Raw genomic sequence first — 25,835 nt, forward strand, 5'->3', positions numbered from 1 at the left:
CGCATGGAAAGAGGTTCCACGTCGGTGGGCGTGCTCGTGATCGGTGCGGGCGCCATCGCCGACCAGCACGTCGCCGCGTTATCCAGCGATCCACGAGGGCGGCTGGCCGGCTTCGTCGACACCAGCGCCGCACGGGCGGAACAGGCCGCGCGGGCCCGGGGCGGCGTCCCCTGGACCACCGATCTGGCCGAGGCGCTCGCCTGGCCCGGCGTCGACGCCTGCGTCCTGTGCACCCCCAACGACACCCACGACGAACTCGCCGCCCGCGTCGCCGCGGCCGGCAAGCACCTGCTGGTGGAGAAGCCGCTGGCGACCACCGTCCCGGCGGCCCGCAAGACCGTCGAGGCCTTCGCCGCCGCCGGCCGCACCCTTTCCGTCGCGCACTCGCACCGCTTCTACGACTACGCCCGCACCGTCCGCGGGGAGATCGCCTCCGGCGCGCTCGGCCGCCCTCTCCTGGTACGGCTGGCGCTGCTCGGCGGCTGGATCTGGCCCGACTGGCGTACCTGGGTGATCGACCGCGAGCGCTCCGGCGGCCACGCCCTGCACAACGGCGTCCACCTGCTCGACCTGGTGACCTGGTGGATCGGCGACGAGCCGGTCAGCGTGTACGCCAGAGGCCAGCGCAGGACCGCCGCCGAACTGGACGTCCACGACCACCTGGAGATGGTCGTCACCTACGCCGGCGGCGCCACCGCGATCTGCGAGATGAGCCGCGCCCACCGCCCCGCGAGCCTGAGCGCCCGCGACGTCGTCGTCCAGGGCAGCGAGGGCCTGCTGACGATGGAGTGGGACGGCGAGGGCGTGCTGCTCGCCGACGAGCGCGGCACCCACCTGGCCGCGGAGGGCCCGGCCGCGGGCTTCGCCGCCCAGCTCTCCGCCTGGCTCGACGCCGTCACCGGCGCCGCGAGCACCGGGGTCGCCGGGGACGAGGCCCTGCTGGCGGTGGCGATGGGCGTCGCCGCCGAACGCTCGATGGAGCTCGGCCGCCCGGTGACGCTGGAGGAGGTCCGATGAGGGTTCTCGACGTCCTGCTGGCCGGCGAGTACGGCCTCGGCCACCAGAACCACCAGCGCGACATGTACGCCCCCGCCTTCGAGGCGCACCCGGGCTTCCGCGTGGCCGGCCGTACCGGGGCGGACGACCCGTTCGACCGGCCGGACGCCGACGTCATCAGCGTCTGCGTGCCCTACGAGCGGCGCGTCGAGGTGGTCACCCGCGCCCTGCGCGCGGGCAAGCACGTGCTGGTCGACAAGCCGATGGCGCTGACCGCCGCCGAGTGCGCGCGGATCGCCGAGGCGGCCGCGGGCACCGGCCTGGTCTGCCTGCCCGCCCACCACCAGCGTTTCCAGCCCGCGGTGAGGGTGGCGCGGGAGGCGATCGCCGCGGGCAAGGTCGGGCTGCCGTGGAACGTGCAGGCCGACTTCCTCGTCGCGGGTGGCGGCGCGGTCTGGCCGCTCGGCGAACTGCTCAACTTCGCCCCGTACGCCACCGACGCCATCCACGCGATGACCGCACTCCCGGTCACCGCCGTATACGCCATAGGCGGCCCCCGCTTCCAAGACGGCCCTGAGGATCTGGTCACGCTCTGCCTCACCCATGAGCGCGGAATGACCAGCACCGTCGTGGCGGGACGGACACCGGCGATGCCGGGAGCGGGCGGGCTGTCGCTGCACCGCTACCGCGTCGCGGGCTCGCACGGCACGCTCCTGGCCGACGCCAACCGCCCGGCCGCGCGCGTGCTGACCACCGCCGGGACGCCGCGTGGCACGTGGGCGGGCCCGTCCACGGTCGATCGCATGCTCACCGAACTGCACACCGCCGTCGTCACCGGCCGGCCCGCCGAACTCGGCCCCGCCGACGCCGTGGCCGCGCTGCGGATCGTCGAGGCCGCCCGCCGCTCGCTGACGTCCGGCCAGGTCGAGGAGGTCCTGTCGTGAAGCTGCTCACCTACCGCCGCGACGGCGTCGTACGGCACGGCCGCCTGCTGGACGGCGACGTGATCGAGGAGTGGGGCGAAGGCGACCTGACGAACTGGCTGGCCGGATCCCGGGAATTGGCCCTGGCGGCCGTGCCGCTGGCGGCCGTCGAGGTTCTCACCCCGTTGCTGAACCCCGGCAAGCTGCTCGGCGTCGCCGCCAACTACCAGGACCACGTGGCGGAGGCCGGCGCCGAACCGCTGGACAAGTCCCGGCTGGCGCCCCGGCTGTTCCTCATGCCGCCGACCGCGCTGCTGGCCCACGGCCGCCCGATCCCGCTGCCCCGGGTCAGCGAGCAGGTGGACTGGGAGGCCGAGCTGGCCGTCGTGATCGGCCGCACCGCCAAGGACCTGGACGCGGAGACGGCGCTGGACGCGGTGGCCGGGTACTGCGTGGCCAACGACGTCTCGGCCCGGTCGGTCGGCTACGGCTACCCGCGTGACCTGGACGACCCGGCCGTGCGCTTCTTCGACTGGCTGGCCGGCAAGTGGCTGGACGGCTTCGCGCCGCTGGGGCCGTACCTGGTCACCGCGGACGAGGTCGGCGACCCGCAGGCGCTCGACGTCGAGCTGCGCGTCAACGGCCGCGTCAGGCAGCGCGGCTCGACCAAGGACATGATCTTCACGGTGGCGGAGCTGGTGGCCTTCGCCTCCCGTCTGATGACACTGAGCCCGGGGGACGTGCTGATGACCGGCACCCCGGCCGGCGTCGGCGCCACCACGGGGGAGTTTCTCGCCGCGGGCGACGAGGTCTCGGTCTCGATCTCCGGCCTCGGCACGCTGGTCAATCCCGTCTCGCCCATGGAGCCCTCATGATCCGTCCGCTCGGCGTGCTGGCCGCCGCCGTCCTCGTGCTCGCCACCGGCTGCTCCGACCCCACCAACTCCGGCTCCAAGCCCGCGCAGGGCGGCGCGCTCAGCGTGTACCTGTACCAGAAGCCCAAGCGCTTCAGCCCGCTGGACCCGCTCACCGGCCCCGACCAGCAGGTCATGCAGCTCGTCTACGACAACCTGCTGACCGTCAACGACCGCTACGAGTACGAGCCCCGCCTGGCCGAGCGCTGGGACGTCACGCCCCGCAAGGTCGTCTTCCACCTGCGCAAGGGCCTGAAGTGGAGCGACGGCACCCCGTTCTCCAGCAAGGACGTGCTGTTCACCTACAAGCTGCTGGCCGACGCCAAGCTCGGCAGCGCCATGGCGGGCAAGCTCGCCGGCGCCGCCTTCGAGGCGCCCGACGCGGACACGTTCGTCGTCAAGCTGGCCAAGCCGAACGTGGGCTTCCTCAGCCTGCTGGCCGGGCCGTTCGGGTTCGTGCTGCCCGAGCACGTGCTCGGTTCCGTGCCCGCCGCCCAGCTCACCGGTCACGCGTTCTTCAACAGGCCCACGGCCGGGATGGGCCCGTACACGTTCGTGCAGTACAAGACCGACCAGTACGTGGAGCTGGCCGCCAACCCGAACTACCGCAAGCCGGTGTCCATCCCCAAGATCTTCCTCAAGCCGGTCAGCTCCGACGTGGCGACCGCGCAGCTGGGCACCGGCGAGATGGACCTGGTCCAGATCTCCCCCACCGACCTGCAGGCGGTCGGCGCGCTCAAGGGCGTGACGGTGGCGGGCCGGCCCAGTCCCGGCTTCCTCAGGATGGCGGTCGACCAGACCGACAAGCGCTTCGCCGACCCCCGGGTACGGCAGGCCATGCTCCACGCCATCGACAGGAAGGCGCTGGTCGACAAGCTGCTCGCCGGCAAGGGCCGGGTGCAGAACTCCTCCTTCGTCGCCGCCTGGGCCCTGCCCGAGACGCTCGCCGGCTACGCCTACGACCCGGCCAAGGCCAAGACGCTGCTGGCCGAGGCGGGCTGGGACGCGTCCAAGCCGGTGACGCTGTCGTGGATCCCCGGCCAGCGCGACCGCGACGCCGCGGCGACCGTGGTGCAGAGCTCGCTGGCGGCGGCCGGGGTGAAGGTCGAGCTCAAGCAGGTCCAGGCGGCCCAGCTCCTGCAGTCGTACGAGGATCGCAGCTTCGACCTGGCGTTGTTCGGCGGCGGCACCTACGCCGTGGACCCCTCCAGCAGCGTGCCCATCCTCGGCTGCGGCGCCTTCTATCCGACCGGCGGCAACATCAGCGCCTTCTGCGACCCGTCGCTCGACAAGCTGACCGCCGCGGCCGACGGCATCTCCGACCAGGACGAACGCGCCGGGCTGTACCGCGAGGCGGCGGAGAAGGACAACGCGCGGGTGCCGTACCTGTGGCTGTACAACCCGGACACCCTCTGGGCGAGCAGCGCGCGGCTGCGGGGCTTCAAGCCGAGCGGCGACTTCGTCTCCGGCTTCTGGAACGCCGACGAGTGGACCCTGGCCGGCTGATGCTCGCCTTCCTCGTGCGCCGGCTCCTGGTCAACGCCGCCGTCTTCCTGCTCATCAGCGTGGGGGTGTTCGTCCTGGTCCAGTCGGTCCCCGGCGATCCCGTCCTGATGATGGTCAACCCCGAGCAACTGCAGTCGGGCGGGCCGGAGTTCCTCGCCGCCAAGCGGGCCGAGCTGGGCCTGGACGCGCCGGCCTTCGTCAGGTACCTGATCTGGCTGCGCGACGCGCTGGGCGGCGACCTCGGCTACTCCTTCGTCAGCCGGCGGCCCGTCGCCGACGTCCTGCTGGAGCGGGTGGGCCCCACGGTGCTGCTCATGTCCACGGCCCTGGTCATCGGGCTGCTGCTGGCGGTGGCCGTCGGCACCCTGGCCGCCGTGCGGCGCAACACCGCGGTGGACTACGCCGCCACCGCGGCGAGCCTGGGCACCATCTCGGTGCCCAGCTTCTTCCTCGGCATCGCGGCGATCTACGTCTTCGCGCTCAAGCTCGGCTGGGTGCCGTCCTCCGGCATGTCCACGCCGGGCGACGGCGGCGGCGCCGACATCCTGGCCCATCTGGTGCTGCCCGCCGCGATACTCGGGCTGTCGATCGCGGGGCCGTTCACCCGGTACGTGCGCGCCGGACTGCTGGCCGAGCTGGGCGCCGACTACGTGCGCACGGCCGAGGCGAAGGGCGCCGGTCCCGGCCGGGTGCTGCTGCGCCACGCGCTGCGCAACGCGCTCATCCCGCTCATCACCGTCGTCATGATCTACGTCCCGCAGCTGCTGGCCGGAGCCGTGGCCCTGGAACAGGTCTTCGCCTGGCCGGGCATGGGCCAGCTCGCGGTCAGCTCCATCGGCCAGCTCGACCATCCGGTGGTGATCGGGTTCGCGATGTTCATCGCGGTGCTCGTCCTGATCTGCAACCTCGCCGCCGACCTGCTCTACGCGGTGGCCGACCCGAGGATCAGCCTGTCATGACCACGCAGATCATCCCCCGCTCCCCCGCCCGGCTGGCGGCCAGGCGCTTTCGCCGCAACCGGATGGCGCCGGCCGGCGCGGTCTTCCTCGCCGTGATCGTGCTCATGGCGCTGGCCGCGCCGCTGGTCAGCGGGCACGACCCGAACGCGGTGGACCTGTCCGCCTTCCGCGAGCCGCCCTCGGCCGCGCACCTGCTCGGCACCGACTCGTCGGGACGTGACGTCTTCGCCAGGCTCGTCCACGCCGGGCGGGTCTCGCTGCTGGTCGGCCTGATGTCGGCGCTGGCGGCGGTCGTCCTCGGCGCGCTGCTGGGGGCGCTGGCCGGCATGTTCGGCGGCCTGCTCGACGCGGCCGTCATGCGGGTGGCCGACGTGGTGCTGTCGTTCCCCTCTCTGGTCGTGGTCGTCGTGCTGGCCGGCGTCCTCGGCCCCAGCACCGCGATGCTGGTCGTGGTCTTCGCCGCCTGCAACTGGCCCACCGCCTGCCGCGTGGTGCGCGGGCTCACGCTCGCGCTGCGCGAGCAGGAGTACGTGCAGGCCGCGCGGGCCTTCGGCGCCGGCCGGCTGACCATCGTCTTCCGCCACGTGCTGCCCGCCGTGCTCTCCCAGGTGGCGGTGGTCGGCACGCTGCTGGTGGCGCAGATGATCCTGCTGGAGGCGGTGCTGTCCTTCCTCGGGCTCGGCGTCCAGCCGCCCCAGGCGAGCTGGGGCAACATGCTGAACGACGCCCAGAGCCTCACCCTCATCCAGACCATGCCGTGGTTGTGGCTGCCGCCCGGCCTGGCGATCGCGCTCACCGTGCTGGCGGTCAACTTCGTCGGCGACGGCCTGCGCGACGCCGTCGACCCGAAGGGGGCCCGCGCATGAGCCCGCTGCTGCAGGTGGACGACCTGGCCGTGGAGTTCCCCACGGAGGACGGCGTGGTACGCGCCGTGGACGGCGTCAGCCTCGACGTACGGCCCGGCGAGATCCTGGGCGTCGTCGGCGAGTCCGGCTCGGGCAAGAGCGTCACCGCCATGTCGGCGCTCGGCCTGATCAGGCCGCCGGGCCGGATCGTCCGCGGCTCGGTGACCTTCGACGGCGAGGACCTGCTGGCGCTCCCGGCCCGCAGGCTGCGCCGGATCCGCGGCCGCCGCATCGCCATGATCTTCCAAGATCCGATGACCGCGCTCAACCCGGTGATGCCGGTGGGCGCGCAGATCGCCGAGGCGATCAGGCTGCACCAGCCGCGCCTGTCACGCGCCGCCGTCCGGGCCAGGGTCCTGGAACTGCTGACCGCCGTCGGCATCGCCAACCCCGCCGACCGGTACGGCAGGCATCCCCACGAGTACTCCGGCGGCATGCGACAGCGCGCGATGATCGCGATGGCCATCGCCAACGAACCGGACCTGCTCATCGCCGACGAACCCACGACCGCGCTCGACGTGACCATCCAGGCGCAGGTGCTCGGCCTGCTGGACACCGCCAGGCGCGAGGCGGGGGCGGCGGCCATCCTCATCACCCACGACCTCGGCGTGATCGCCGAACTGGCCGACCGGGTGGCCGTCATGTACGCGGGCCGCGTCGTCGAGCACGGCGACGTGCACCAGATCTTCGCCGCGCCCCGGCACCCGTACACGGCGGGGCTGCTGGCCAGCCGGCCGCGGCTGGAGTCGACCGGCGAGCTGACGGCCATCCCGGGCAGCCCGCCGAACCTGCTGGCGCCGCCGCCCGGCTGCGCGTTCCAGCCCCGGTGCGGGCTGAGCGAGGAGCGGACGCCCTGCCGTACGGACCGGCCGGAGGCCGCGGCGGTCGGGCCGGGCCACCGCTCGGCCTGCCACTACCACGAGGAGTTGGCGTGAGCGAGCCCTTGCTCTCCGTCGAAGGCCTGGTGAAGCACTTCCCGATCCGGTCGGGCGTGCTGCGCAGGCGGACCGGGGCGGTACGTGCCGTGGACGGGGTCGATCTGGCGCTGCACGCCGGCCGTACCCTGGGGCTGGTCGGCGAGTCAGGCTGCGGCAAGACCACCACGGGCCGGCTGGTCGTACGGCTGGCCGAGCCCACCGCGGGCCGGATCGTGTACGGCGGCCGGGACCTGGCCAGGCTCTCCCCCGCCGAGCTGCGCCCGCTGCGCGGCGAGATCCAGATCGTCTTCCAGGACCCGTACTCGTCGCTGTCGCCCCGGCTGACCGTGCACGAGATCGTCGCCGAGCCGCTGCGCTCCCAGGGCCGTTACCGCGACGGCGGCCGGGAGCGCGTCGCCGAACTGCTGGAGATGGTCGGGCTGCTGCCCGAGCAGGCCAACCGCTACCCCCACGAGTTCTCCGGCGGCCAGCGCCAGCGCATCGGCATCGCCAGGGCGCTGGCGCTGGGCCCGCGCGTCCTGGTGCTGGACGAGCCGGTCTCGGCGCTGGACGTCTCCATCCAGGCGCAGGTGGTCAACAAGCTGGCGGAACTGCAGCGGGAGCTCGGGCTGGCGTACCTGTTCATCTCGCACGACCTTTCCGTGGTGCGGCACGTGTGCGACCGGGTTGCGATCATGTATCTCGGCCGGGTCGTGGAGGAGGGCGAGCGCGAAGCCGTTTTCCAACGGCCCGCCCACCCCTACACCAGGGCGCTGATCTCCGCGGTGCCCATCTCGGACCCGTCCGCGCGCGGCGACCGGGAGCGGATCGTGCTCACCGGAGACGTGCCCAGCCCGGCGGATCCGCCGTCGGGCTGCCACTTCCGTACCCGCTGCTGGAAGGCCCAGGAGCGGTGCGCGGCCGAGGCGCCCGTACTGACGGGGGCCGACCACCGCGTCGCCTGCCACTTCCCCGAGGAGAACCCCGATGCTCGACTCCCTGCCCGACACGCCGCCGGCTCCCGCTGAGCCGGTGACCATCGAACTGGTCCGCCGCGACGGCGACACGCTGTTCGCCTCCGGCCAGGTCGCCATGGCGGGAGACACGCTGGTGGCCACCGGGCCCGTCACCGACCTGGACACCGCCCGGCACTGCGCCTGGCAGTGCGCCCGCAACCTGATGGCCGCGGTCCGGGAGCACACCGGCTCGCTGGAGAACGTCCACGCGGTGAAGCTGACCGTCTACGTGGCGAGCGAGCCCGGCTTCACCGAGCAGCACCTGGTCGCGCACGCCGCCTCGCAACTGGTCCTGGAGGTGCTGGGCCCGGAGCGGGGCCGGCACGCGCGGGCCGCGATCGGCGTGGCCGCCCTGCCACTCGGCAGCCAAGTTGAGGTAGAAGGCGTCTTCCGTGTCGGCTGACCTCCTGCTGGCCGGGGGCTTGCTGGTGGATGGCACCGGCGCGCCCGCGCGCCCGGCCGACGTCGAGGTGACGGGCGCGCGGATCAGCGCCGTCCGCCCGCCCGGCGCCGGCCGCGCCGCCCGCGTGCTGGACGTCGCCGGCCGCGTGGTCTGTCCCGGCTTCGTCGACGTCCACAGCCACTCCGACCTGGCCCTGCTGGCCAACCCCCAAGCCCACAGCAAGGTACGGCAGGGCGTCACCACCGAGATCGTCGGCAACTGCGGCCTCGGCGTGACCCCGGCGCCCGACCAGGCGGCACTCAGGGCCGCCGTCGCCTTCATCGACCTGGACCCGGCGCTGCCCTGGCCCCAGGGCGGCACCAGCGGCCACCTTCGCGCCCTGGAGGCGGCCGCCCCGTCCCTGAACGTCGCCACGCTCACCGGCCACCTCCCGCTGCGCGCGAGCGCCGTGGGCTTCGCCGACCGCCCCGCCGCACCCGCGGAACTGGGCGCGATGCGCGAGGAGCTGGCCCGCTCGCTGGACGAGGGCGCGCTGGGCCTGAGCACCGGCCTCATCTACGCCCCCGCCAGCTACGCCACCGAGGCGGAACTGACCGCGCTCGCCGAGGTGGTCGCGGAGGCGGGCGGCGTCTTCGCCTGGCACCTGCGCGACTACACCGACACGCTGACGGAGTCGGTGGCGCAGGCGGTACGCGTGGCCGAGGCCACCGGCTGCGTCACCCAGATCTCCCACCTGGCCGCGGTCGGCCGCCGCAACTGGGGCGCCGTCGCCAGGGCGCTCGACCTCATCGGCGGCGCCCCGGTCCACGTGGACGTCTACCCGTACCTCGCGGGCAGCGCGAACCTGTCGCAGCTCCTGCCCGGCTGGGCCCACGAGGGCGGCCGGGCACGGGAACGCCTGGCCGAGCCGGGAGCCCGCGACCGCGTACTCGCCGGATGGGAAGGGCGCTGGTGGGACTGGCCGGACATCCTCGTCGACGGCCACCCGCTGGAGTCCGGCGGACAGGCGCTCGACCTGATCGCCGAGCACGGCAACGCCGTCACGATGGTCGCCTTCGGACGCTGCGAGGAGGACCTGCTGACCGTCCTGCGCCACCCCGCGACCATGATCGGCTCGGACGGCTTCGCGCTCGACCCCGGCGGCCTCACCGGCGGCGCCACGCCGCACCCGCGCAGCTACGGCTGCTACCCCCGCCTGCTCGCCCGCTACGTCGGCGAGGGCGCGCTCACGCTGGAGGATGCCGTGCGCAAGAGCACCGGCCTGCCCGCCGAGGTCTTCGGCCTCGACGGCCGCGGCCTGATCGAGGAGGGCGCGGCGGCCGACGTGCTTGTCCTCGACCCCGGCACGCTCAATGATCTGAGCACGTTCGACCGACCACACCAGTTCCCGTCAGGGGTGGAGCTCGTCCTGGTGAACGGCGTCGCCGTCGTGGAGAGCACAGGCCACACCGGCGCCGGACCGGGCCAGGTGCTACGCGCCCGCGGCCAGATCGGAGTCAGCGCATGAGGAGAGGCACCGAGAAGCGGAGCATCGACGAGGACAAGCCCGCCGCGGCCAACTACCACGCGCACGCACTCGCGCGCGGCCTGGCCCTGCTGGAACGGCTGGCCACCAGCCGCCACCCGGTGACCCTGTCGGAGCTGTTCGAGGAGACGGGGCTGCCCAAGAGCACGCTCGTCCGGCTGCTGTCGGTACTGGCCGAGACCGAGTACGTGGTGCGCGTGGACGAGCGGCCGTCGTTCCGGCTCGGCCACAAGGTGCTGGACCTGTCCACCGCCTACGTCTCCACGCTCGACGCGGGCGCCTCGGCCCGCGGGCACCTGGCAGAGCTGGCCAAGCGGACCGGGCAGACGGCCAACCTCGGCGTCCTGGACGGCACGCAGGTGCTCCATCTGTGCGTCGAGGAGCCCGACCGGCCCATCCGGTACATGGCGATGAGCGGCTCGCGCGACGACACGCACGCCACCGGGCTCGGCAAGCTGCTGCTGTCGCGGCTGGAGGAGGGCGAGTTGCCGGTGTTCCTGCCCGCGGAGCCGTACCGGAGGAGGACGGAGCACACGCGCACCACCTTCGCCGAGCTGCTCGCGGACCTGCGCGTCACCCGCGAGCGCGGCTACGCCTTCGACGACAACGAGAACAGCATCGGGCTGCGCTGCCTGGCCATCCCGCTGGAGGCGGGCGGCGAGGTCCTGGCGTCGCTGAGCGTGTCGGGGCCGGCCGGGGAACTGGAACCGGCCCGCCACGAGGCGCTGCTCGCCGAACTGCGCGCCACCGCCGGAGCCATGCTCGCCGACCACGAGCTGGTGACGGCGCTGCGCGTGGTGACCCGCTCCCTGCTCCCCGCCGCGGAAGGACGAAGCCGATGATCGACGTGCACACCCATTGCATGCTCGCCGAGGACTGGGGGTGCGAGTGGGACGACCACTGGCGGCCGGTGTACGGCGGGGCCTGGCAGGACGTGACCCCCGAGGACTACGACCGGGCGATGACCGGCGTGCGCGCGGCGTTCGTGTTCGGCATCCGGGCCACCTCGGCGGGCGTGGCCACCTCCAACGAGCACGTGGCCCGCTTCTGTGCCGACACCCGTACCGAGACGGTCGGCTTCATGGCGCTCGACCCCACCGACCCCGACGTGCTCGAACAGCTCGCCGACGGGGTGGCGCGGGGGCTGCGCGGCATCAAGCTCTACCCGGTGCTGGCCCACTTCGACCCTCGCGACCCCGCGTACGACCCGTTCTACGCGGCCGCCGCGGCGGCGGGGCTGGTGGTGCTGTGGCACATGGGCGCCACCCCGAGCCCCGCCGGGGACCTGGACGTCACCAACCCGCTCACCGTGGACGCCGTCGCCCGCCGCCATCCGGAGCTGACGCAGATCATCGCGCACATGGGCCATCCCTGGCAGCGCGAGACCATGATCGTGCTGCGTAAGAACCGGCGGGTGTTCTCCGACGTGTCGGCGAGCTGGGCCAGGCCGCTGGACGGGTACCTGTCGCTGGTGCGCGCCCAGGAGTGGGGGGTGACGGACAAGCTGCTGTTCGGATCCGACTTCCCGCTGTGGACGCCGGACGAGGCGGTCAAGGGCCTGCGTTCCCTCACCGGCATCCGCGTGCCAGGTCTGGAGGGCGTGCGGCAGGAGACCCTGGACACGCTGCTCGACGCCGACCCGCGCCCGCTGCTGGGGCTCTCGTGAGAATCCCGCTCGACGAGCTGCCCACGCCCGCGCTGCTGATCGACCTGGCCAAGCTGGAGCGCAACCTCGCGGACATGGCCGGGCTGGCCGCCTCCGCCGGGGTGACGCTGCGCCCGCACTTCAAGGCGTCCAAGTGCGTCGAGGTGGCGCGGCGGCAGCTCGGGCACGGCGCCGCCGGGTTCACCTGCGCCACGATGGGCGAGGTCGAGGCCCTGCTGGAGGCGGGGATCGGCGATCTGGTCTGGGCGCACCAGCCGGTCGGGCCCGCCAAGGTGCGCTTCGCGGTGCGTACCGGGGTGACGGTGGCGCTCGACTCCGTGGCCGCCGCCGAGCCGCTGGCCGCCGCCGCCCGTGCGGCGGGGGTGCGGCAGCCGTACCTGCTGGAGGTGGACACCGGGATGGGGCGGGCGGGAGTCGCGCCCGCCGAGGCGGTGCGGACGGCCGCTCAGTTGGAACGGCTGGGCGGGCTGAGCCTGCGCGGCGTGCTCACGCACGAAGGCCATCTGATGACCTATCTGGGCGATCCCGGCGGGCGGGAGAAGGCCGGGCGGCGGGTCGGCGAGACGATGGCGGGTGTGGCCGAGGACCTGCGCGCGGCCGGGCACGACTGCGCGATCGTCTCGGTGGGTTCGACGCCGGGGGCGGCCAGCGCGCCGTTCGTCCCCGGGGTGACGGAGGCGCGGCCCGGCACCTACGTCTTCTACGACGGCAACCAGGTGGCGCTCGGCACCGCCGAGCAGTCACGGTGCGCGCTGACCGTGCTGACCCGGGTGGTGAGCGTGCCGCGGGGCGAGGACCTGGCCATCGTCGACGCCGGGCTGAAGGCCATGAGCTCCGACGCCTCGGTCGGGGGCGGCGGGTTCGGCACCGTGCTGGGCGTCTCGGGCGTCGCCTTCGGCAAGGCCAACGAGGAGCACGGCTATCTCACCGGGGCGGGCGGCCTCCGGGTCGGGTCCCTGGTGTCGGTGCTGCCCAACCACGGCTGCGGAGTGGTCAACATGTGGAGCGGCGCCTACGTCGTCGACGACGGCTTCGCCGTGGACCGCTGGCCCATCACCGGCCGCCACTGAAACGCCAGGACGGCGCCGCCGAGCACCAGCAGCCCGGTCCCGGTGCCGACGACCGAGCTCGAATGCGCGATCCAGCGCTCGCCGCCGGGCAGGCGCGTGGCGGTGACCCGCGGCGGATCGGTCCGTCCGTCGTGGTCGACGAACGTCAGAGCCGTGCGCCGCCTCGGCTCGCCAGGAGGGCTGCCCTCGCGGTGGGCGCGTAACGCCGCGAGCTCGGCCCGGCGGACGGCCGCGTCGTTGGCGCGCAGTTGTTCCGGGCTCTCGCCGTCGCAGTGCCAGACCGTGCCGCCCTTGACCATGACCGAGCGGCACTCGATCCGGGTGAACACGTGGGTCTCCAGCCCGAACGCGCCGGTCCCGACGGCGATCACGCCGACCCCCAGCGCCACCGCGACCGCTCCGGCCGCCACCATCGCTCGCATGACGCCTCCACCCTACGGCGCGAAAGTCGTTGGCGGCGGACCGCGGCGGCTCGGCATGATGGCGGGATGATCGACACCGGACTGCGTGGACGTGTGGCGCTCGTGACGGGCGCCAACCAGGGGATCGGGGCCGCCACCGCGGTCGCGCTGGCGGGGCAGGGGGTCGCGGTCTTCCTGACGTACAAGCGGCTGGAGCCGGTGGACCACCCGGCCTTCCCCGCCCAGTACGACGAGCTGCGCGCCGCGAGCGCCGACGAGGTGGTCGAGCGGATCCGGCGGGCGGGCGGGGTGGCCGAGTCGGCGGAGGCGGACCTGTCCGACCCGGAGGCGCCCCGCGCGCTCTTCGAGCGGGCCGAGGAGACGCTGGGGCCGGTGGAGATCCTGGTCAACAACGCCACCGGCTGGATCGGGAACACCTTCGAGCCGCGCGCCGCCGACGACCTCGGCCGCCCGCTGCTGCTGGTGGACGCGGCCGGTCACGACCGCCAGTTCGCGGTGGACGCGCGGGCGGTGGCCCTGCTGATCGCCGAGTTCGCCACCCGCCACATCGCGCGGAAGGCGGACTGGGGGCGGATCATCGGCCTCACCTCGGGCGGCCCCGGCGGCTTCCCCACCGAGGTCTCGTACGGCGCGGCGAAAGCGGCCCAGGAAAACTACACGATGTCGGCCGCCCACGAACTGGGCAAGTACGGCATCACCGCCAACATGGTCTACCCGGCGGTCACCGACACCGGGTGGATCAAGAAGGAGGACGAGGAGACGCTGCGCGGGCTCAGCCCGCTGGGGCGCATCGGGCAGCCGGAGGACGTGGCGGACGTGATCACGTTCCTCGCCTCCGAGCAGGCGCGGTGCGTCACCGCTCAGCTCGTCAGGCTGTACTGAACGGCCTGCCCAGGGCGGGCAGCACGAGCCGGTCCACGATCGCGGCCGGTTAATACATGGAACAACCTTTCACGTTGACATGGAACGGGATTTCGCGTTCGATCGCGGCAACCCCCCAGGAGGTCGTATGTTCCTCAAGGCGTTAGCCGTCGCCACCCTGCTCCTGACCAGCACGCCGGACGTTCAGATCATCAGCCCCGGCAACAGCACCTGCCGCGCGTGGGACCCCGCCCTGACCCGGGAGCAGAACGAGACCGTCGAGTGCCCCTGGTTCCCGTCCATCGTCACGCTCGCCAACGGCGACCTCTACCTCGCCTACAGCTGGAGCGTCTCCCACTCCCACTCGGGCGCGATCGCCGCCCGGCGCAGCACCGACGGCGGCCAGACCTGGTCCGCCCAGCAGGTCATCGCGAGCGACCCCGACCCGCTGACCGTCGACGTGAAGGAGCCCAGCCTCACCGTCCTGCGCGACGGCACCCTGCTGATGGCCTACTACGACTACCGGCCTTCACGCGGCAACCGCCGCCAGGTCTACGTCAAGCGCTCCACCGACAACGGCGTCACCTGGTCGGCGCCGATCATGCCACCCAGCCTCATGTACGACAGCGGCAAGGCCAGCGTCGCCGTCAACGGCGAGATGGTCGAACTCGACAACGGCGACATCCTTCTCCCCGTGTACGGCTACCGCCACTACTCCGGCTCCCTGGGCGGCGCCGGCGCCCACGTCCTGCGCAGCCGGGACGGCGGCCTGACCTGGGCCAAGAGTGACGAACGTGTGGCCATGTGGGAGGGCCCCGTCTACGTCCCCGGCACCACCATCGGCTACGCCGAGCCCGCCCTGGCCAACCTCGGCGGCGGCCACGTGATGATGGTGGCCAGGACCTCCAACAACGGCGACGTGATGCGCGTCAGCCACTCCTACGACGGCGGCGACACCTGGAGCGCCCCGGTCGACGAGCCCACGCTCAAGGGCCACGCGCCGCACCTGCTCAAGCTGCGCGGCGGCAGCCACCTGCTGACGTACGGAGACCAGTCGGCGACCTGGGTCGGCGGCCGTCCCGTGGCCGGGCGCATGTACATCGACTCGCGCGGCTGGTCCGCCACCCAGAGCCAGCTCATCTACCGCAACCCCGGCATCTTCTCCGACATGAGCTACCCGGGCAGCGTCCAGCTCGCCGACGGCCGCGTCCTCACCGTCTACTACGACCGGGGCCAGGGCATCCTCGGCGGCAACCACATCACGCCTGCCCCGGACCGGCTCGACCTGGCCGCGCTGCACCAGGCGGGGACGCTGACCGTGTCCACCGACCTCACCCACACCGCGCCGAGCCGGCCGTCGATGGGACCGCTGGGGCCGATCGACGGCGACCTCACCTACTGGCACGCCGCCGGCGCCGGGACGACCGCGCCACCCGCCCGTTACTGGCAGGCCGATCTCGGCGGGCCGTACCCGATCACCGGGGTGGGGGTCGTGCTCAAGCCCGGCTACCACGAGTCGGCCAAGGTCGAGGTGTCGGCGACCGGGTCCGGCGACTGGCAGCAGGTGCGCGCGTACACGATGGCCCGCACCGACACGCTCGACTGGACCACGCTGGCGGCGCCGCGCGAGGCCAGGTACGTGCGCGTGACCATCACCGACACGACCGGCAACGGCCACGCGATGCTCACCGAGGTCGCGGTCCGTGTCGCCCCGACGGGCTTCACCGGCTAGAAGCCGGCGGAGGGCGCGCGATCCGACCTGGATCGCGCGCCCTTTTCGCTGTCCAGACCTTGACGAACAACATATACAGGTCTAAAACAAAGTGAAACCACATGGAAACGGCGGTGAACCAACAGCATGTACGCCGAGGAGCGCCAGCAGGAGATCCTGCGCAGGGCGCGCGAGGCCGGTCGCGTGGACGTCGTGGCACTGGCCGAGAGCTTCGACGTCACGACGGAGACCGTCCGCCGCGACCTCACCGTGCTGGAGCGGGCCGGTGTGCTGCGCCGTGTGCACGGCGGGGCCATCCCGGTCGAGCGGCTCGGCTTCGAGCCCGCGCTGGCCGCCCGCGACGAGGTGATGACCGCCGAGAAGGAACGCATCGCCAAGGCCGCCCTCGCCGAACTGCCCGACGACGGCTCCGTGATCATCGATGCGGGCACCACCACCGGCCGCCTGGCCCAGGTGCTGCCGGCCGACCGGGAACTGACCGTGGTCGTGAACTCCCCGCCGCTGGCCACGGTCCTGGCCACCCGGGCCAACCTCACCGTGATCATGCTGGGCGGCCGGGTACGCGGGCGTACGCTGGCCACGGTCGACGACTGGGCGCTGCGCCCGCTGGCCGACCTGCACGTGGACGTGGCGTTCATGGCCACCAACGGCTGCTCGGTCGCCAAGGGCCTCACCACGCCCGACCCGGCCGAGGCGGCGATCAAGCGGGCGATGATCGCGGCCGCCGAGCGGAGCGTGCTGCTCGCCGACCACACCAAGTTCACCAACACCTACCTCTCCCGCTTCGCCACGCTGAACGAGATCGACGTGGTGATCACCGACACCGGCCTCGACCCGGCCACCGCCGCGGACCTGGCGCAGGCGGGGCTCGAGGTGGTCCGCGCATGATCCTCACCCTGACGCTCAACCCGAGCCTCGACCGCACCATCGAGGTCGGCGAACTGACCCGCGGCGCGGTGATCAGGGCCGGAGCGGCCAGGCTCGACCCCGGCGGCAAGGGCGTCAACGTCTCCCGAGCCCTCCTCGCCAACGGCGTCGTCTCGTGCGCGGTGGTGCCGTTCGGCGGCGACGAGGGCAGGCGGCTGGTCCACCTCCTGGCCGACGAGGGCCTGGAGATGGTGATGGTCCCGGTCAGGGGCGCCACCCGCTCGAACGTGGCCCTGGCCGAGCCCGACGGCACCGTCACCAAGATCAATGAACCGGGCACCGCGCTGTCGGCCGACGAGCTCGACACCGTCGCCGAGGCCGTCCTGTCCGCCGCGCACTCGGCCGACTGGGTGGTCGCCTCCGGCAGCCTGCCGCCGTCGGTCCCCCAGGACGTCTACGCCGTGCTCTGCCGCCGCTTCGCCGGCGCGGGCATCCACGTGGCCGTCGACACCAGCGGCCCCGCCCTCATGGCCGCGGTCGCCGCCGGTCCCGCGCTGGTCAAGCCCAACCGCGACGAGCTCGCCGACGTGACCGGCCGTCCGATCACCCGCCTGGGCGACGCCGTGGAGGCCGCGGAGAAGCTGCGCGCCGCCGGCGCGCGCTCGGTGCTGGCCAGCCTCGGCGCGGCCGGCGCCGTCCTGGTCGCGGAGCACGGTGTCTGGTACGGCGACTGCCGCGTCGAAGAACCCCGCAGCACGGTGGGCGCCGGCGACGCCATGCTGGCCGGTTTCCTGGCCCACCTCTCCCGCACAGCCCACCCGCCCCGCACAACCCACTTGTCCCGCTCAGCCGGCCCGTCCCGCTCAGCCGACTTGTCCCGCTCAGCCGACTTGTCCGGCGCAGCCGACCGGTCAGGCTCAGCCGACCTGCCCCGCTCAGCCCACTTGTCCGGCGCAGCCGACGTGTCCGGCACAGCCGGCCCGTCCCGCTCCGCCCGGCCGTACGGCTCCCCGGGGGACGCGCTCCTGGCCGACCCGGTCGCCTGCGAACGCGCGTTACGCGAGGCCCTGGCCTGGGCCGCCGCCGCCGTGGAGCTGCCCGGGAGCCGCATGCCCCACCCCTCCGACATCCGCCGCGACCGTGTCCGGCTGCTTCCCGCAGATCCGTCCACCCCCCTGGGAGAGTAACCATGGCCGACACCTACACCCCTCCGGTCACCGGGACCGGCGTCAAGGCCACCATCCAGCGCATCGGAGGCTACTTAGCGGGCATGATCATGCCGAACATCGGCGCGTTCATCGCCTTCGGCCTCATCACGGCCCTGTTCATCCCGACCGGCTGGCTGCCGAACGAGGACTTCGCCAAGCTCGTCACCCCGATCATCAGCACCCTGCTCCCGATCCTCATCGGCTACACCGGCGGCCGGATGGTCCACGGCCAGCGTGGCGCGGTGGTCGGCGCGGTCGCGACGGTCGGGCTGATCGTCGGCGCGACCATCCCCATGTTCCTCGGCGCGATGATCATCGGCCCGCTGGCCGCGTACGTCCTCAAGCTGGTGGACGGGTTCACCGAGGACCGCACCAAGGCCGGCTTCGAGATGCTGGTCGACAACTTCACCGCCGGCATCGTGGGCGGCGCGATGGCGTTGCTCGGCGCCTGGGGCATCGGCCCGATCGTCAAGGTCGTCACCGACGCCGCGGGCGAGGCGGTCGGGTGGCTGATCGGCAACAGCCTCCTGCCCGCCGCCTCGCTGCTCATCGAGCCGGCCAAGGTGCTGTTCCTCAACAACGCGATCAACCACGGCGTGCTCGGCCCGCTCGGCGTCGCCGAGGCGGCCAAGACCGGGCAGTCCATCCTGTTCATGCTCGAGTCGAACCCGGGCCCGGGGCTCGGCCTGCTGCTGGCCTTCATGTTCTTCGGCCCCAGGGTCATGCGGCCCACCACCCCGGCGGCGATCATCATCCACTTCTTCGGCGGGATCCACGAGATCTACTTCCCGTACGTGCTGATGAAGCCCCGCCTGATCCTCGCGGTCATCGCGGGCGGCGCGGTCGGCATCTTCACGTTCATGATCACCGGCTCCGGCCTGGTGGCGCCGCCCTCGCCGGGCAGCATCTTCGCCTACCTCACGGTGACGCCCAGGGGCGGCTGGCTCGGAGTGGGGGCGGGCATCCTGCTGTCGACCGCGGCCAGCTTCGTCATCGCCGCCCTCCTGCTCGGCTTCGGGCGGGGCGAGAAGAAGGAAGAAGAGAAGGAAGAGGTCGCAACGGCATGAGCAGCATCGAGAGCAAGGACATCCGCAAGATCGTGATCGCCTGCGACGCCGGCATGGGCAGCAGCGTCATGCTCGCCACCACCGTACGCAAGCAGCTCAAGGGCACCGGCGTCCTGGTGGAGCACACGCCGGTCAACTCCATCCCCGACGACGCCGACGTGGTGCTCACCCACGCGGGGCTCGCCGCCCGCGCCCGGGCGGGGGCGCCGGGGAAGGTCATCATCCCCTTCCAGATCTTCCTCGGCGATCCGGCCGTCACCCGGCTCGTCGAGACCATCAAGAAGGGCGGGACCGTCGGTGCGTGAGGTGCTGGAGGCGCGAGCCGTACTCCTGCACGAGAAGGCGGCGACCCGCGAGGAGGCCGTCGCCCGGTGCGGTGAGGTGCTGGTGGAGACAGGGGCGGTGGCGCGGCCGTACGTGGAGGCGATGCTGGAGCGCGAGCGCTCCATCTCCACCTACGTCGGCGAGGGCGTGGCGATCCCGCACGGCATGTCCAAGGAGCACGTGCTGCGTGACGCGATCTGCGTGCTCCGCTTCCCCGCCGGGATCGACTGGGACGGCGAGCGGGTCACGCTCTGCGTCGGCATCGCCGCCAAGGGCGACGGCCACGTGGCGCTGCTGGCCGAACTCGCCGAGATCCTGCTCGATCCCGATCGGGCCCGCACGCTGCGCGAGGCCCCCGACGTCGAGACCGTCATGAAGGAGCTCACGTGAAGGTCGCCCGTTTCCACGCCCCAGGCGACATCAGGATCGAAGAGGCCCCGCGCCCCGAGGGCGGCCTGGTGATCCGCGTGCGCAACTGCTCGACCTGCGGCACCGACGCGAAGATCTACAAGCACGGCCACCACCACATCGCGCCGCCGAGGGTGATGGGCCACGAGATCGCCGGGGAGGTCGTGGGCACGGGCGAACGCGTCCAGGTGATCGCGGCCATCCCCTGCGGCACGTGCGCGGAGTGCCGGCGCGGCCGGATGACGGTCTGCCCGAACCAGGAGTCGATGGGCTACCACTACGACGGCGGTTTCGCCGAGTACATGGCGATCCCCGACAAGGTCGTCGCCGTCGGCGGCGTCAACCCGATCCCCGGCGGGGTGTCCTTCGCCGAGGCCTCGGTGGCCGAGCCGCTGGCCTGCGTGCTCAACGGCCAGGAGCTGGCGCGGGTGTCCGGCGGGGACGACGTCGTGGTGATGGGCGCGGGTCCGATCGGCTGCCTCCACGTACGGCTGGCGCGCGCCCGCGGCGCGGCCAGGGTCTTCCTGGTCGACGTGAACGCCGACCGCCTGGCCAAGGCCGCCGCCCTGGTCGAGCCCGACGCGGTGATCGACGACGACGCCGCCGATCAGGTGCTCAAGCTGACCGGCGGGCGCGGCGCCGACGTGGTGATCACCGCGGCCGCCTCGGGGGCCGCACAGGAGCAGGCGCTGACGATGGCGGCCAGGCAGGGCCGGATCAGCTTCTTCGGCGGCCTGCCCAAGGACGACCCGATCATCCGGTGCGACTCCAACCTCGTGCACTACCGGGAGCTGACCATCGTCGGGGCGAACGGGTCGAGTCCCGCCCACAACGCCCGCGCGCTGGACCTGATCGCCTCAGGACAGGTTCCGGTCGCCGACCTCATCACCCACAGGCTGGGCCTGGATGACGTGCTGGAGGCGATCGCCCTGGTCAGCAGGGGCGAGGCGATCAAGGTCACGATCGAGCCGTGAAGGAGCAGTGAGATGGCAGAGCGTACGGTGGCCGTGGCCGCGCGGGCGGGCCTGCACGCGCGACCGGCCAAGCTGTTCGTCCAGGCGGCGATGAAGCTGGGCGTGCCCGTCAAGATCCGGGTCGGGTCGGGCAAGGAGGTCCCGGCCAACAGCATGCTGGGCGTGCTGTCGCTGGGCGCGGTCCAGGGCACCGAGGTGACGCTGTCGGCCGCCGACGGCCCAGAGGGCGAGTCCGCCCTGGACGCGCTGGCCGCCATGCTGGCTCGCGACCTGGACGCCGCAGATGCCTGACCTGCGGGGACTAGGCGTCAGCCCGGGGCGTACGGCGGGCCCCGTCCTCCTCATGGCCGCCGCGCCCGCGCTCCCGCCTCCCGGTCCGCCGCTGTCCACCGAGGCCGGGACCGCCGCCGTGGCGGCCGCCCTGTCGGCCGTCGCGGCCGAGCTCGACCGGCGGGCAGGCCGGGCCGGTGGCGAGGCCCGCGACATCCTGGAGTCGCAGGCCATGATGGCCGCCGACCCCACGCTGCTGCGGGCGGCCGAGGAGCATGTCATCGGCGGCATGGACGCCGCCCACGCCCTCGACGCGGCGTTCACCGGCCATCGCGCCGCCCTGGTCGCCGCGGGCGGGTACTTCGCCGAGCGTGCCGCCGACCTCGACGACCTGCGTAACCGCGCCGTGGCCGCGGTGCTGGGCCTGCCGATGCCCGGCGTGCCCGACCCCGGCCACCCGTTCGTGCTGGTGGCCGAGGACCTCTCCCCCGCCGACACCGCGGGGCTGAGCGACGACGTGCTGGCGCTGGTCACCGAGAAGGGCGGGCCGACCAGCCACACCGCGATCCTGGCCCGTGGCAAAGGACTTCCCGCCGTCGTCGCCTGCGCGGGCGCCCGCACGCTGGAGGAGGGCACGCTGGTGAGCGTCGACGGCGCCACCGGCGAGATCCATACCGGCCTCGACGGCCCGGCCGCCGAGGAGATCAGGCGCCGGGCGGAGGCCGAGCGCGCCAGGCTCGCCCACAGCCGCGGACCCGGCCGGACCGCCGACGAGCATCCGGTCAAGCTGCTGCTCAACATCGGCTCGGCCGGGGACCTGGCGCCGGAGGCGGAGGGGGTGGGGCTGTTCCGTACCGAGCTGCTGTTCCTGGATCGCAGGACGGCCCCGGGCTTCGAGGAGCAGGTGGCCGCGTACGCGGCGGTGTTCAAGGCCGTCCCCGACGCGATCGTCAGGACGCTGGACGCGGGGACCGACAAGCCGCTGCCGTTCCTGGACCTGCCCGCCGAGCCGAACCCGGCGCTCGGCATCCGCGGCCTGCGCGTGGACCGGCTGCGGCCGGACGTCCTGGACACCCAGCTCGCCGCCATCACCGAGGCGGCCCGCGCCACCGGCGCGGAACCCTCGGTGATGGCGCCCATGGTCAGCACCCCGCCGGAGGCGGCGCGCTTCGCCGGGCGGGCGCGCGCGGCCGGGGTGCGCCGCGTGGGCGTGATGATCGAGGTACCCGCCGCCGCGCTGCTGGCCGAGGCGATCCTGGCCGAGGTCGACTTCCTCAGCATCGGCACCAACGACCTGGGCCAGTACGCCTTCGCCGCCGACCGGCAGCATCCCGCCCTGGCCGACCTGCTCGATCCCTGGCAGCCCGCGTTGCTCAGGCTGGTGGAGATGTGCGCGGCGGCCGGCCGTGGCGCGGGCAAGCCCGTCGGGGTGTGCGGCGAGGCCGCCGGTGACCCGCGCCTGGCGCCGGTCCTGGTCGGGCTGGGCGTGACGAGCCTGTCCATGTCCGCCGTCCGCGTCCCCGCCGTACGCGAGGCGCTGGCCGGGCACACCCTGGAGGAGTGCCGGGCCAGTGCGGCAGCCGCGCTACAGCGGGATCACGCCACCGGCGTCGTGTGATCGAAGGCGATCAGCACCCCGCCCGGCAGCGGATGCGCGACCACCTCCGCCCGCACCCCGAACGCCTCGGCGAGCAGCGCCGCCGTCAGCACCTCCGCCGGCGGCCCCGGGGCCACGATCCGCCCCTTCGTGCAGGACGTGGAGCCGATCGCAGACCGTCGCCGCGGCGTTGAGGTCGTGCAGGGCGGCGAGCGTGGTGGTCCGCTGCTCACGCAGCATGGCCAGCAACTGTCCCGACGGTCAACAGAACGAATACCGCGCCTCAAGGGATCGCAAAACGGACCGGTGCGGGATCCGCCGTGCTCTACCGTTTTCCGCGTGGCCCCCACCGCCACTCTGGATGGTTCCCCCGTCCGCAGAAAGAAAATGGGGGAGCCCGGCGTCGTGCCGGGCTCCCTGTTTCACAGCAGCGCTTCCACGTCCGTCCACAGATATGTGACGTCGACCCAGTCATTCGTGGTCATGCCGAGGTCCTGCCAGAAAAGCTCGTCCGCCAGGTCTATGCCCGCCGGATTGCGCACCTTTCTCGACCTGTCGTCGCGGCCCGCGTTGTATCCGTCGAGATATGCCGCCTGTGCCTGGGGTTTTCCCTGCGGCAGATCCGCCCACATATCGCGGGTGGCGGCGGCGTTCCAATAATCGTCGCGGATATTCCACGGGCCCACGTCCCAGATCGGCGCGACGACGCAGCGTGTGGCGTAACAGATCTTGACCTCGTAGGCGCGTTCCGTGGTGTTGGCGTTCAGTGCCCGCCTTGAGGGCAGGGCGACGAAGCGGTCCGTGGTGCCGATCGTGTGGCCGTTGGCGGTCTTGTCGCCGATCTGGCCGATCCGGGTGGCGAAGACGCGGCTGGTCAGCGGCTTGGGGGCGGGCTCGGTTTCGGCCGGGGGCTGGCCTCGGGCGGGGTCGACGACCAGCAGGCGCAGGCCGTACACCTCCGGGCCCTGGCCGGCGCCGCGCTGCGTCAGCGTGATCCTGGCCTGGAGCTGGGTGGACGAGGCGGGCAGAACGACCTCGTCGGAGCCCTGCCTGGCCTCCCGCCACTCCGTCCAGCGGGCGGAGCGGGTCTGGCCGCGCAGTTCGAGCATGACGTCCGCGCCCGGCGGCGTCTCGGCCATCATGATCGGCCGGATGCGGTTGGCCAGGGAGCGTGTGCCGATCGCGGTGGTGACGTAGAAGCCCTGGCGCTCTTCGCCCTCGGCGGCCGTGGCCGCGAGCTGGGGGCCGAGTCGCAGGCCACGCGTGGTGTGGGCGACGTTGAACTGGCTCACGCCGTCCGTGGTGAGGTCGACGGCGAAACTCTGGCTGGCCGTGGCCACGCCGGGTGGCAGGAGCCAAAAGGCGGCGATTCCCGCCGCCGCCGCGGTTTTACCGATCCTGCTGAGCACTTTCCGCATTCCCGCCCCGCTCCTCGCTTGCCGTACGCGATGCATCTTCAGGGCGCTTATTGACTTAGTCCGACATCTCCGTCTCTGGCGCCCCGACGGGTCATACCCTCGGGCAATGGCGCCATGGGAAAAGCACGGTATGGACGCTGTCAGGAAAGAGGATTTGCGCGGGAGAAAGAAGCTATATCGGGCATTCTGCTAATTTTCCCTGGGAAACGCGACGGCCGACGGCCGTGCTCGGGCACGGCCGTCGGCGGTTGTCCACGTGAGCCAAACCACCGGGCTCGGGTGAAGCGGGCACCATCACCTCGCTCGGCGGGCTGCGCTGTCAGGAACGCAGCTGTCACGCCACACAGCAGTTCGTGGCGCCGATGTTCCCGTTCCCCTCCAACAGCGAGGGCATCGACGTCACCAGGTCAGATCCCACCGCGCACAGCGGCGCGGGCAGGTCGTGACCGCAGCCGATCTGTTCACGCCCGGCGAAAGGCACCATGACGCCGGACGGGTGCGGAAGACGGATGGGGGGCTGCTTGCTCTGTGCGGCGAAGGGCCTGTGGTTCCTTCAGCGCACCAGGGAGTGACTCTAGTGAGCCGCTGCCATGTCGCCGACGGCGCCGGTCGTCGGGACCGAGGCCCCCAGCGCGTCTCCCACAGCCTCAGGAGCGCCCTTCGACTTCGCCAGCGGCGTCGCGGCGAGCGGGCCTTCGACGAGCGGGGCGATCTCGTCGAGCGGGACGTCGGTCCGCGGGCCGGCGGCGCGCTGCGCCATCGGCTGCCTGACCTCGGGGCTGCCCACGATGGGAGCCAGCTCGGTGGACACCGCCTCGGGCAGCGCGGACCTGAGCGCCGCGTTCGGGCCGCTGAGCAGATCGTGCGCGGAGACGGAGCCGACCTGGTGGGCGGCGGTCTTCGTCATGAACGCCGCGTGGTCGGCGTGACCGGACAGGCGCTCGGTGATCTGCGGCATCGCCGCCTCGGCGGCGGGCTCGAGCGCGGGGGCGTGCAGGATCTCGTCGGCGCGCCCGGTCAGGGAGCTGACGACACCCGGCACCGGCTCGTCCTGGTGCTCAAGACCGACGACCTCGCGCCCGTCCAGCAGCGCGAAGTCCAGCGGCGAGCTCGCCGCGCCGGTGAGGGCCGGCGCCAGCGGGTCGCGGTGCTCCACACCGGCGGCGTTGGAGGCCTCGTTCAGCGGCAGGCCGTTACGGAAGGTCCCCTGGGGGAGAAGGCGCGCCGCGCCCTCCACGGAACGGGCCGTGCCGTCAGCGGAACGGGTGAGCCCGTCCACCGGGTTGTTGCTCTGGGTGAGCCCCGCGAGCGGGCTCGTGAGCGACATCAGCGGGTTCTGCCCCTTCCCGCCGAGCAGGCTGCCGCCGCCGCCTCCGCCGAGGAGGCCGCCGAGCGGGTCCCCGCCGCTCCTGGCCGCGGCCATGGCGGGTCCGGCCAGCGCCGCTGCCATTCCCAGGCAGGCCACAGCTATGGCCGTGCTTTTGACTATGCGATTCATGATTGCCTTTCCGGGCTGTGATCGGACGTGTTCGCGATTACGCATGACCTACGAACCGATTACTCCGAATGCCGCGACGTGCGCCCTGTGGACACCGCACAAAGCGCTATCGCGACCGAGCTACCGGGAAAGTTCTATCACCGCGTCTCGGCCCCATCCGACGACGTTGAACTATGTGGGCACAGGCTTTGCCTTAATCAGCCGCCGATTACCACAGTTAATTCGCCTGCGACTTCTTCATCGACCGGCGCCGCGCCTGACGGCATGTCCGTCTTCACGGGACAAGGCCTGCTCTGGCCGTATTGCCGAGAACAAAGAAGTTGTCCGTTTGCTCCGCGCGGGCATTGAATAACTCGCACAGTCGCGCGCCACAATTCCAGCGCGGCTGGC

Annotated in this window: 27 protein-coding genes; 23 read left to right on the forward strand and 4 right to left on the reverse strand. The window is 72.6% G+C overall.

What is annotated here, in order from left to right; translation table 11 throughout:
• Positions 1–3 precede the first annotated feature (3 nt).
• The 13 genes from ACFWYW_RS29690 to ACFWYW_RS29750 are packed head-to-tail and all read left to right on the forward strand — an operon-like array spanning position 4 to position 12,799.
• Positions 4–1,017: a Gfo/Idh/MocA family protein gene (locus ACFWYW_RS29690; RefSeq protein WP_379614175.1), complete on the forward strand. Its 1,014-nt coding sequence runs from the start codon at positions 4–6 to the stop codon at positions 1,015–1,017.
• On the forward strand, positions 1,014–1,940 hold the full coding sequence (locus ACFWYW_RS29695) for a Gfo/Idh/MocA family protein (RefSeq protein WP_379614177.1): 927 nt from the start codon (positions 1,014–1,016) through the stop codon (positions 1,938–1,940). Before ACFWYW_RS29690 ends, ACFWYW_RS29695 begins: the two co-directional genes overlap by 4 nt.
• The gene (locus ACFWYW_RS29700) at positions 1,937–2,794 is read left to right on the forward strand and encodes a fumarylacetoacetate hydrolase family protein (protein ID WP_379614179.1); all 858 of its coding nucleotides are present in this window, start codon (positions 1,937–1,939) and stop codon (positions 2,792–2,794) included. Before ACFWYW_RS29695 ends, ACFWYW_RS29700 begins: the two co-directional genes overlap by 4 nt.
• The gene (locus ACFWYW_RS29705) at positions 2,791–4,338 is read left to right on the forward strand and encodes an ABC transporter substrate-binding protein (protein ID WP_379614181.1); all 1,548 of its coding nucleotides are present in this window, start codon (positions 2,791–2,793) and stop codon (positions 4,336–4,338) included. The genes ACFWYW_RS29700 and ACFWYW_RS29705 overlap by 4 nt, the downstream gene beginning before the upstream one ends.
• On the forward strand, positions 4,338–5,297 hold the full coding sequence (locus ACFWYW_RS29710; protein WP_379614183.1) for an ABC transporter permease: 960 nt from the start codon (positions 4,338–4,340) through the stop codon (positions 5,295–5,297). The genes ACFWYW_RS29705 and ACFWYW_RS29710 overlap by 1 nt, the downstream gene beginning before the upstream one ends.
• Positions 5,294–6,163 (forward strand): oligopeptide ABC transporter permease, encoded by an 870-nt coding sequence (opp4C, locus tag ACFWYW_RS29715; RefSeq protein ID WP_184970046.1) that lies wholly within the window; start codon positions 5,294–5,296, stop codon positions 6,161–6,163. Before ACFWYW_RS29710 ends, opp4C begins: the two co-directional genes overlap by 4 nt.
• The gene (locus ACFWYW_RS29720; protein WP_379614185.1) at positions 6,160–7,137 is read left to right on the forward strand and encodes an ABC transporter ATP-binding protein; all 978 of its coding nucleotides are present in this window, start codon (positions 6,160–6,162) and stop codon (positions 7,135–7,137) included. Before opp4C ends, ACFWYW_RS29720 begins: the two co-directional genes overlap by 4 nt.
• Positions 7,134–8,147 (forward strand): ABC transporter ATP-binding protein, encoded by a 1,014-nt coding sequence (locus ACFWYW_RS29725; RefSeq protein ID WP_379636242.1) that lies wholly within the window; start codon positions 7,134–7,136, stop codon positions 8,145–8,147. Before ACFWYW_RS29720 ends, ACFWYW_RS29725 begins: the two co-directional genes overlap by 4 nt.
• Positions 8,107–8,538: a RidA family protein gene (locus ACFWYW_RS29730; protein ID WP_379614191.1), complete on the forward strand. Its 432-nt coding sequence runs from the start codon at positions 8,107–8,109 to the stop codon at positions 8,536–8,538. Before ACFWYW_RS29725 ends, ACFWYW_RS29730 begins: the two co-directional genes overlap by 41 nt.
• Entirely contained in the window at positions 8,528–10,045 is a 1,518-nt protein-coding gene (locus tag ACFWYW_RS29735; protein ID WP_379614193.1) for an amidohydrolase family protein, read from the forward strand. Before ACFWYW_RS29730 ends, ACFWYW_RS29735 begins: the two co-directional genes overlap by 11 nt.
• Complete coding sequence (locus ACFWYW_RS29740; RefSeq protein ID WP_379614195.1) at positions 10,042–10,905, forward strand: IclR family transcriptional regulator; 864 nt, start codon at positions 10,042–10,044, stop codon at positions 10,903–10,905. The genes ACFWYW_RS29735 and ACFWYW_RS29740 overlap by 4 nt, the downstream gene beginning before the upstream one ends.
• On the forward strand, positions 10,902–11,729 hold the full coding sequence (locus tag ACFWYW_RS29745; RefSeq protein ID WP_379614197.1) for an amidohydrolase family protein: 828 nt from the start codon (positions 10,902–10,904) through the stop codon (positions 11,727–11,729). Before ACFWYW_RS29740 ends, ACFWYW_RS29745 begins: the two co-directional genes overlap by 4 nt.
• Positions 11,726–12,799 (forward strand): alanine racemase, encoded by a 1,074-nt coding sequence (locus ACFWYW_RS29750; protein ID WP_379614199.1) that lies wholly within the window; start codon positions 11,726–11,728, stop codon positions 12,797–12,799. Before ACFWYW_RS29745 ends, ACFWYW_RS29750 begins: the two co-directional genes overlap by 4 nt.
• Here the strand turns inward: ACFWYW_RS29750 and ACFWYW_RS29755 are convergent.
• Positions 12,742–13,221: a hypothetical protein gene (locus tag ACFWYW_RS29755; RefSeq protein ID WP_379614201.1), complete on the reverse strand. Its 480-nt coding sequence runs from the start codon at positions 13,219–13,221 to the stop codon at positions 12,742–12,744. The two genes, ACFWYW_RS29750 and ACFWYW_RS29755, sit on opposite strands and share 58 nt — an antisense overlap.
• A gap of 66 nt (positions 13,222–13,287) precedes the next feature.
• Here ACFWYW_RS29755 and ACFWYW_RS29760 point away from each other — a divergent pair, with 66 nt between their 5' ends.
• The 10 genes from ACFWYW_RS29760 to ACFWYW_RS29805 all read left to right on the forward strand — a co-directional run bounded on the left by ACFWYW_RS29760 (position 13,288) and on the right by ACFWYW_RS29805 (position 22,550).
• Entirely contained in the window at positions 13,288–14,103 is an 816-nt protein-coding gene (locus ACFWYW_RS29760; RefSeq protein WP_379614203.1) for an SDR family NAD(P)-dependent oxidoreductase, read from the forward strand.
• A gap of 127 nt (positions 14,104–14,230) precedes the next feature.
• Positions 14,231–15,814, forward strand: coding sequence for an exo-alpha-sialidase (locus ACFWYW_RS29765; protein ID WP_379614205.1), 1,584 nt, complete (start codon positions 14,231–14,233; stop codon positions 15,812–15,814).
• Positions 15,815–15,940: 126 nt separating this feature from the next.
• Positions 15,941–16,702: a DeoR/GlpR family DNA-binding transcription regulator gene (locus ACFWYW_RS29770; RefSeq protein ID WP_379614207.1), complete on the forward strand. Its 762-nt coding sequence runs from the start codon at positions 15,941–15,943 to the stop codon at positions 16,700–16,702.
• Positions 16,699–17,868: a 1-phosphofructokinase family hexose kinase gene (locus ACFWYW_RS29775; RefSeq protein WP_379614209.1), complete on the forward strand. Its 1,170-nt coding sequence runs from the start codon at positions 16,699–16,701 to the stop codon at positions 17,866–17,868. Before ACFWYW_RS29770 ends, ACFWYW_RS29775 begins: the two co-directional genes overlap by 4 nt.
• 2 nt (positions 17,869–17,870) lie before the next feature.
• Positions 17,871–18,956 carry a mannitol-specific PTS transporter subunit IIC gene (mtlA, locus tag ACFWYW_RS29780; protein WP_379614211.1) on the forward strand — a complete coding sequence of 362 codons (1,086 nt, stop codon included), beginning with the start codon at positions 17,871–17,873 and terminating at the stop codon, positions 18,954–18,956.
• Complete coding sequence (locus tag ACFWYW_RS29785; RefSeq protein WP_379614213.1) at positions 18,953–19,261, forward strand: PTS lactose transporter subunit IIB; 309 nt, start codon at positions 18,953–18,955, stop codon at positions 19,259–19,261. The genes mtlA and ACFWYW_RS29785 overlap by 4 nt, the downstream gene beginning before the upstream one ends.
• Positions 19,254–19,670 (forward strand): PTS sugar transporter subunit IIA, encoded by a 417-nt coding sequence (locus ACFWYW_RS29790; RefSeq protein WP_379614215.1) that lies wholly within the window; start codon positions 19,254–19,256, stop codon positions 19,668–19,670. The genes ACFWYW_RS29785 and ACFWYW_RS29790 overlap by 8 nt, the downstream gene beginning before the upstream one ends.
• Positions 19,667–20,662, forward strand: a complete 996-nt coding sequence (locus tag ACFWYW_RS29795) for a zinc-dependent dehydrogenase (protein WP_379614217.1) — start codon at positions 19,667–19,669, stop codon at positions 20,660–20,662. The genes ACFWYW_RS29790 and ACFWYW_RS29795 overlap by 4 nt, the downstream gene beginning before the upstream one ends.
• A 12-nt stretch (positions 20,663–20,674) precedes the next feature.
• Positions 20,675–20,953, forward strand: coding sequence for an HPr family phosphocarrier protein (locus ACFWYW_RS29800; protein WP_379614219.1), 279 nt, complete (start codon positions 20,675–20,677; stop codon positions 20,951–20,953).
• Positions 20,946–22,550, forward strand: a complete 1,605-nt coding sequence (locus tag ACFWYW_RS29805; RefSeq protein ID WP_379614221.1) for a putative PEP-binding protein — start codon at positions 20,946–20,948, stop codon at positions 22,548–22,550. The genes ACFWYW_RS29800 and ACFWYW_RS29805 overlap by 8 nt, the downstream gene beginning before the upstream one ends.
• On the opposite strand, the gene ACFWYW_RS29810 is transcribed toward ACFWYW_RS29805, so the two are convergent.
• The 3 genes from ACFWYW_RS29810 to ACFWYW_RS29820 all read right to left on the reverse strand — a co-directional run bounded on the left by ACFWYW_RS29810 (position 22,529) and on the right by ACFWYW_RS29820 (position 25,397).
• Positions 22,529–22,666, reverse strand: a complete 138-nt coding sequence (locus tag ACFWYW_RS29810) for a hypothetical protein (RefSeq protein ID WP_379614223.1) — start codon at positions 22,664–22,666, stop codon at positions 22,529–22,531. The genes ACFWYW_RS29805 and ACFWYW_RS29810 overlap by 22 nt on opposite strands.
• 285 nt (positions 22,667–22,951) lie before the next feature.
• Complete coding sequence (locus ACFWYW_RS29815) at positions 22,952–23,947, reverse strand: hypothetical protein (protein ID WP_379614225.1); 996 nt, start codon at positions 23,945–23,947, stop codon at positions 22,952–22,954.
• 574 nt (positions 23,948–24,521) lie between these two features.
• A complete protein-coding gene (locus ACFWYW_RS29820; RefSeq protein WP_379614229.1) occupies positions 24,522–25,397 on the reverse strand; it encodes a hypothetical protein in 876 nt (291 codons plus the stop codon).
• Between the last annotated feature and the right edge of the window lie 438 nt (positions 25,398–25,835).

The organism is Nonomuraea sp. NPDC059023 (genome assembly GCF_042740095.1).
Lineage (GTDB): Bacteria > Actinomycetota > Actinomycetes > Streptosporangiales > Streptosporangiaceae > Nonomuraea.

Excerpts from the sequence above, each read along its gene's own strand:
- ACFWYW_RS29690 (WP_379614175.1), top strand. The coding sequence starts at position 4 with ATGGAAAGAGGTTCCACGTCGGTGGGCGTGCTCGTGATCGGTGCGGGC.
- ACFWYW_RS29800 (WP_379614219.1), top strand. The coding sequence starts at position 20,675 with ATGGCAGAGCGTACGGTGGCCGTGGCCGCGCGGGCGGGCCTGCACGCG.
- ACFWYW_RS29720 (WP_379614185.1), top strand. The coding sequence starts at position 6,160 with ATGAGCCCGCTGCTGCAGGTGGACGACCTGGCCGTGGAGTTCCCCACG.
- opp4C (WP_184970046.1), top strand. The coding sequence starts at position 5,294 with ATGACCACGCAGATCATCCCCCGCTCCCCCGCCCGGCTGGCGGCCAGG.
- ACFWYW_RS29805 (WP_379614221.1), top strand. The coding sequence starts at position 20,946 with ATGCCTGACCTGCGGGGACTAGGCGTCAGCCCGGGGCGTACGGCGGGC.
- ACFWYW_RS29775 (WP_379614209.1), top strand. The coding sequence starts at position 16,699 with ATGATCCTCACCCTGACGCTCAACCCGAGCCTCGACCGCACCATCGAG.
- ACFWYW_RS29785 (WP_379614213.1), top strand. The coding sequence starts at position 18,953 with ATGAGCAGCATCGAGAGCAAGGACATCCGCAAGATCGTGATCGCCTGC.
- ACFWYW_RS29710 (WP_379614183.1), top strand. The coding sequence starts at position 4,338 with ATGCTCGCCTTCCTCGTGCGCCGGCTCCTGGTCAACGCCGCCGTCTTC.
- ACFWYW_RS29770 (WP_379614207.1), top strand. The coding sequence starts at position 15,941 with ATGTACGCCGAGGAGCGCCAGCAGGAGATCCTGCGCAGGGCGCGCGAG.
- ACFWYW_RS29745 (WP_379614197.1), top strand. The coding sequence starts at position 10,902 with ATGATCGACGTGCACACCCATTGCATGCTCGCCGAGGACTGGGGGTGC.
- ACFWYW_RS29730 (WP_379614191.1), top strand. The coding sequence starts at position 8,107 with ATGCTCGACTCCCTGCCCGACACGCCGCCGGCTCCCGCTGAGCCGGTG.
- ACFWYW_RS29820 (WP_379614229.1), bottom strand. The coding sequence starts at position 25,397 with ATGGCAGCGGCGCTGGCCGGACCCGCCATGGCCGCGGCCAGGAGCGGC.
- ACFWYW_RS29755 (WP_379614201.1), bottom strand. The coding sequence starts at position 13,221 with ATGCGAGCGATGGTGGCGGCCGGAGCGGTCGCGGTGGCGCTGGGGGTC.
- ACFWYW_RS29695 (WP_379614177.1), top strand. The coding sequence starts at position 1,014 with ATGAGGGTTCTCGACGTCCTGCTGGCCGGCGAGTACGGCCTCGGCCAC.
- mtlA (WP_379614211.1), top strand. The coding sequence starts at position 17,871 with ATGGCCGACACCTACACCCCTCCGGTCACCGGGACCGGCGTCAAGGCC.
- ACFWYW_RS29765 (WP_379614205.1), top strand. The coding sequence starts at position 14,231 with ATGTTCCTCAAGGCGTTAGCCGTCGCCACCCTGCTCCTGACCAGCACG.
- ACFWYW_RS29760 (WP_379614203.1), top strand. The coding sequence starts at position 13,288 with ATGATCGACACCGGACTGCGTGGACGTGTGGCGCTCGTGACGGGCGCC.
- ACFWYW_RS29705 (WP_379614181.1), top strand. The coding sequence starts at position 2,791 with ATGATCCGTCCGCTCGGCGTGCTGGCCGCCGCCGTCCTCGTGCTCGCC.
- ACFWYW_RS29740 (WP_379614195.1), top strand. The coding sequence starts at position 10,042 with ATGAGGAGAGGCACCGAGAAGCGGAGCATCGACGAGGACAAGCCCGCC.
- ACFWYW_RS29815 (WP_379614225.1), bottom strand. The coding sequence starts at position 23,947 with ATGCGGAAAGTGCTCAGCAGGATCGGTAAAACCGCGGCGGCGGCGGGA.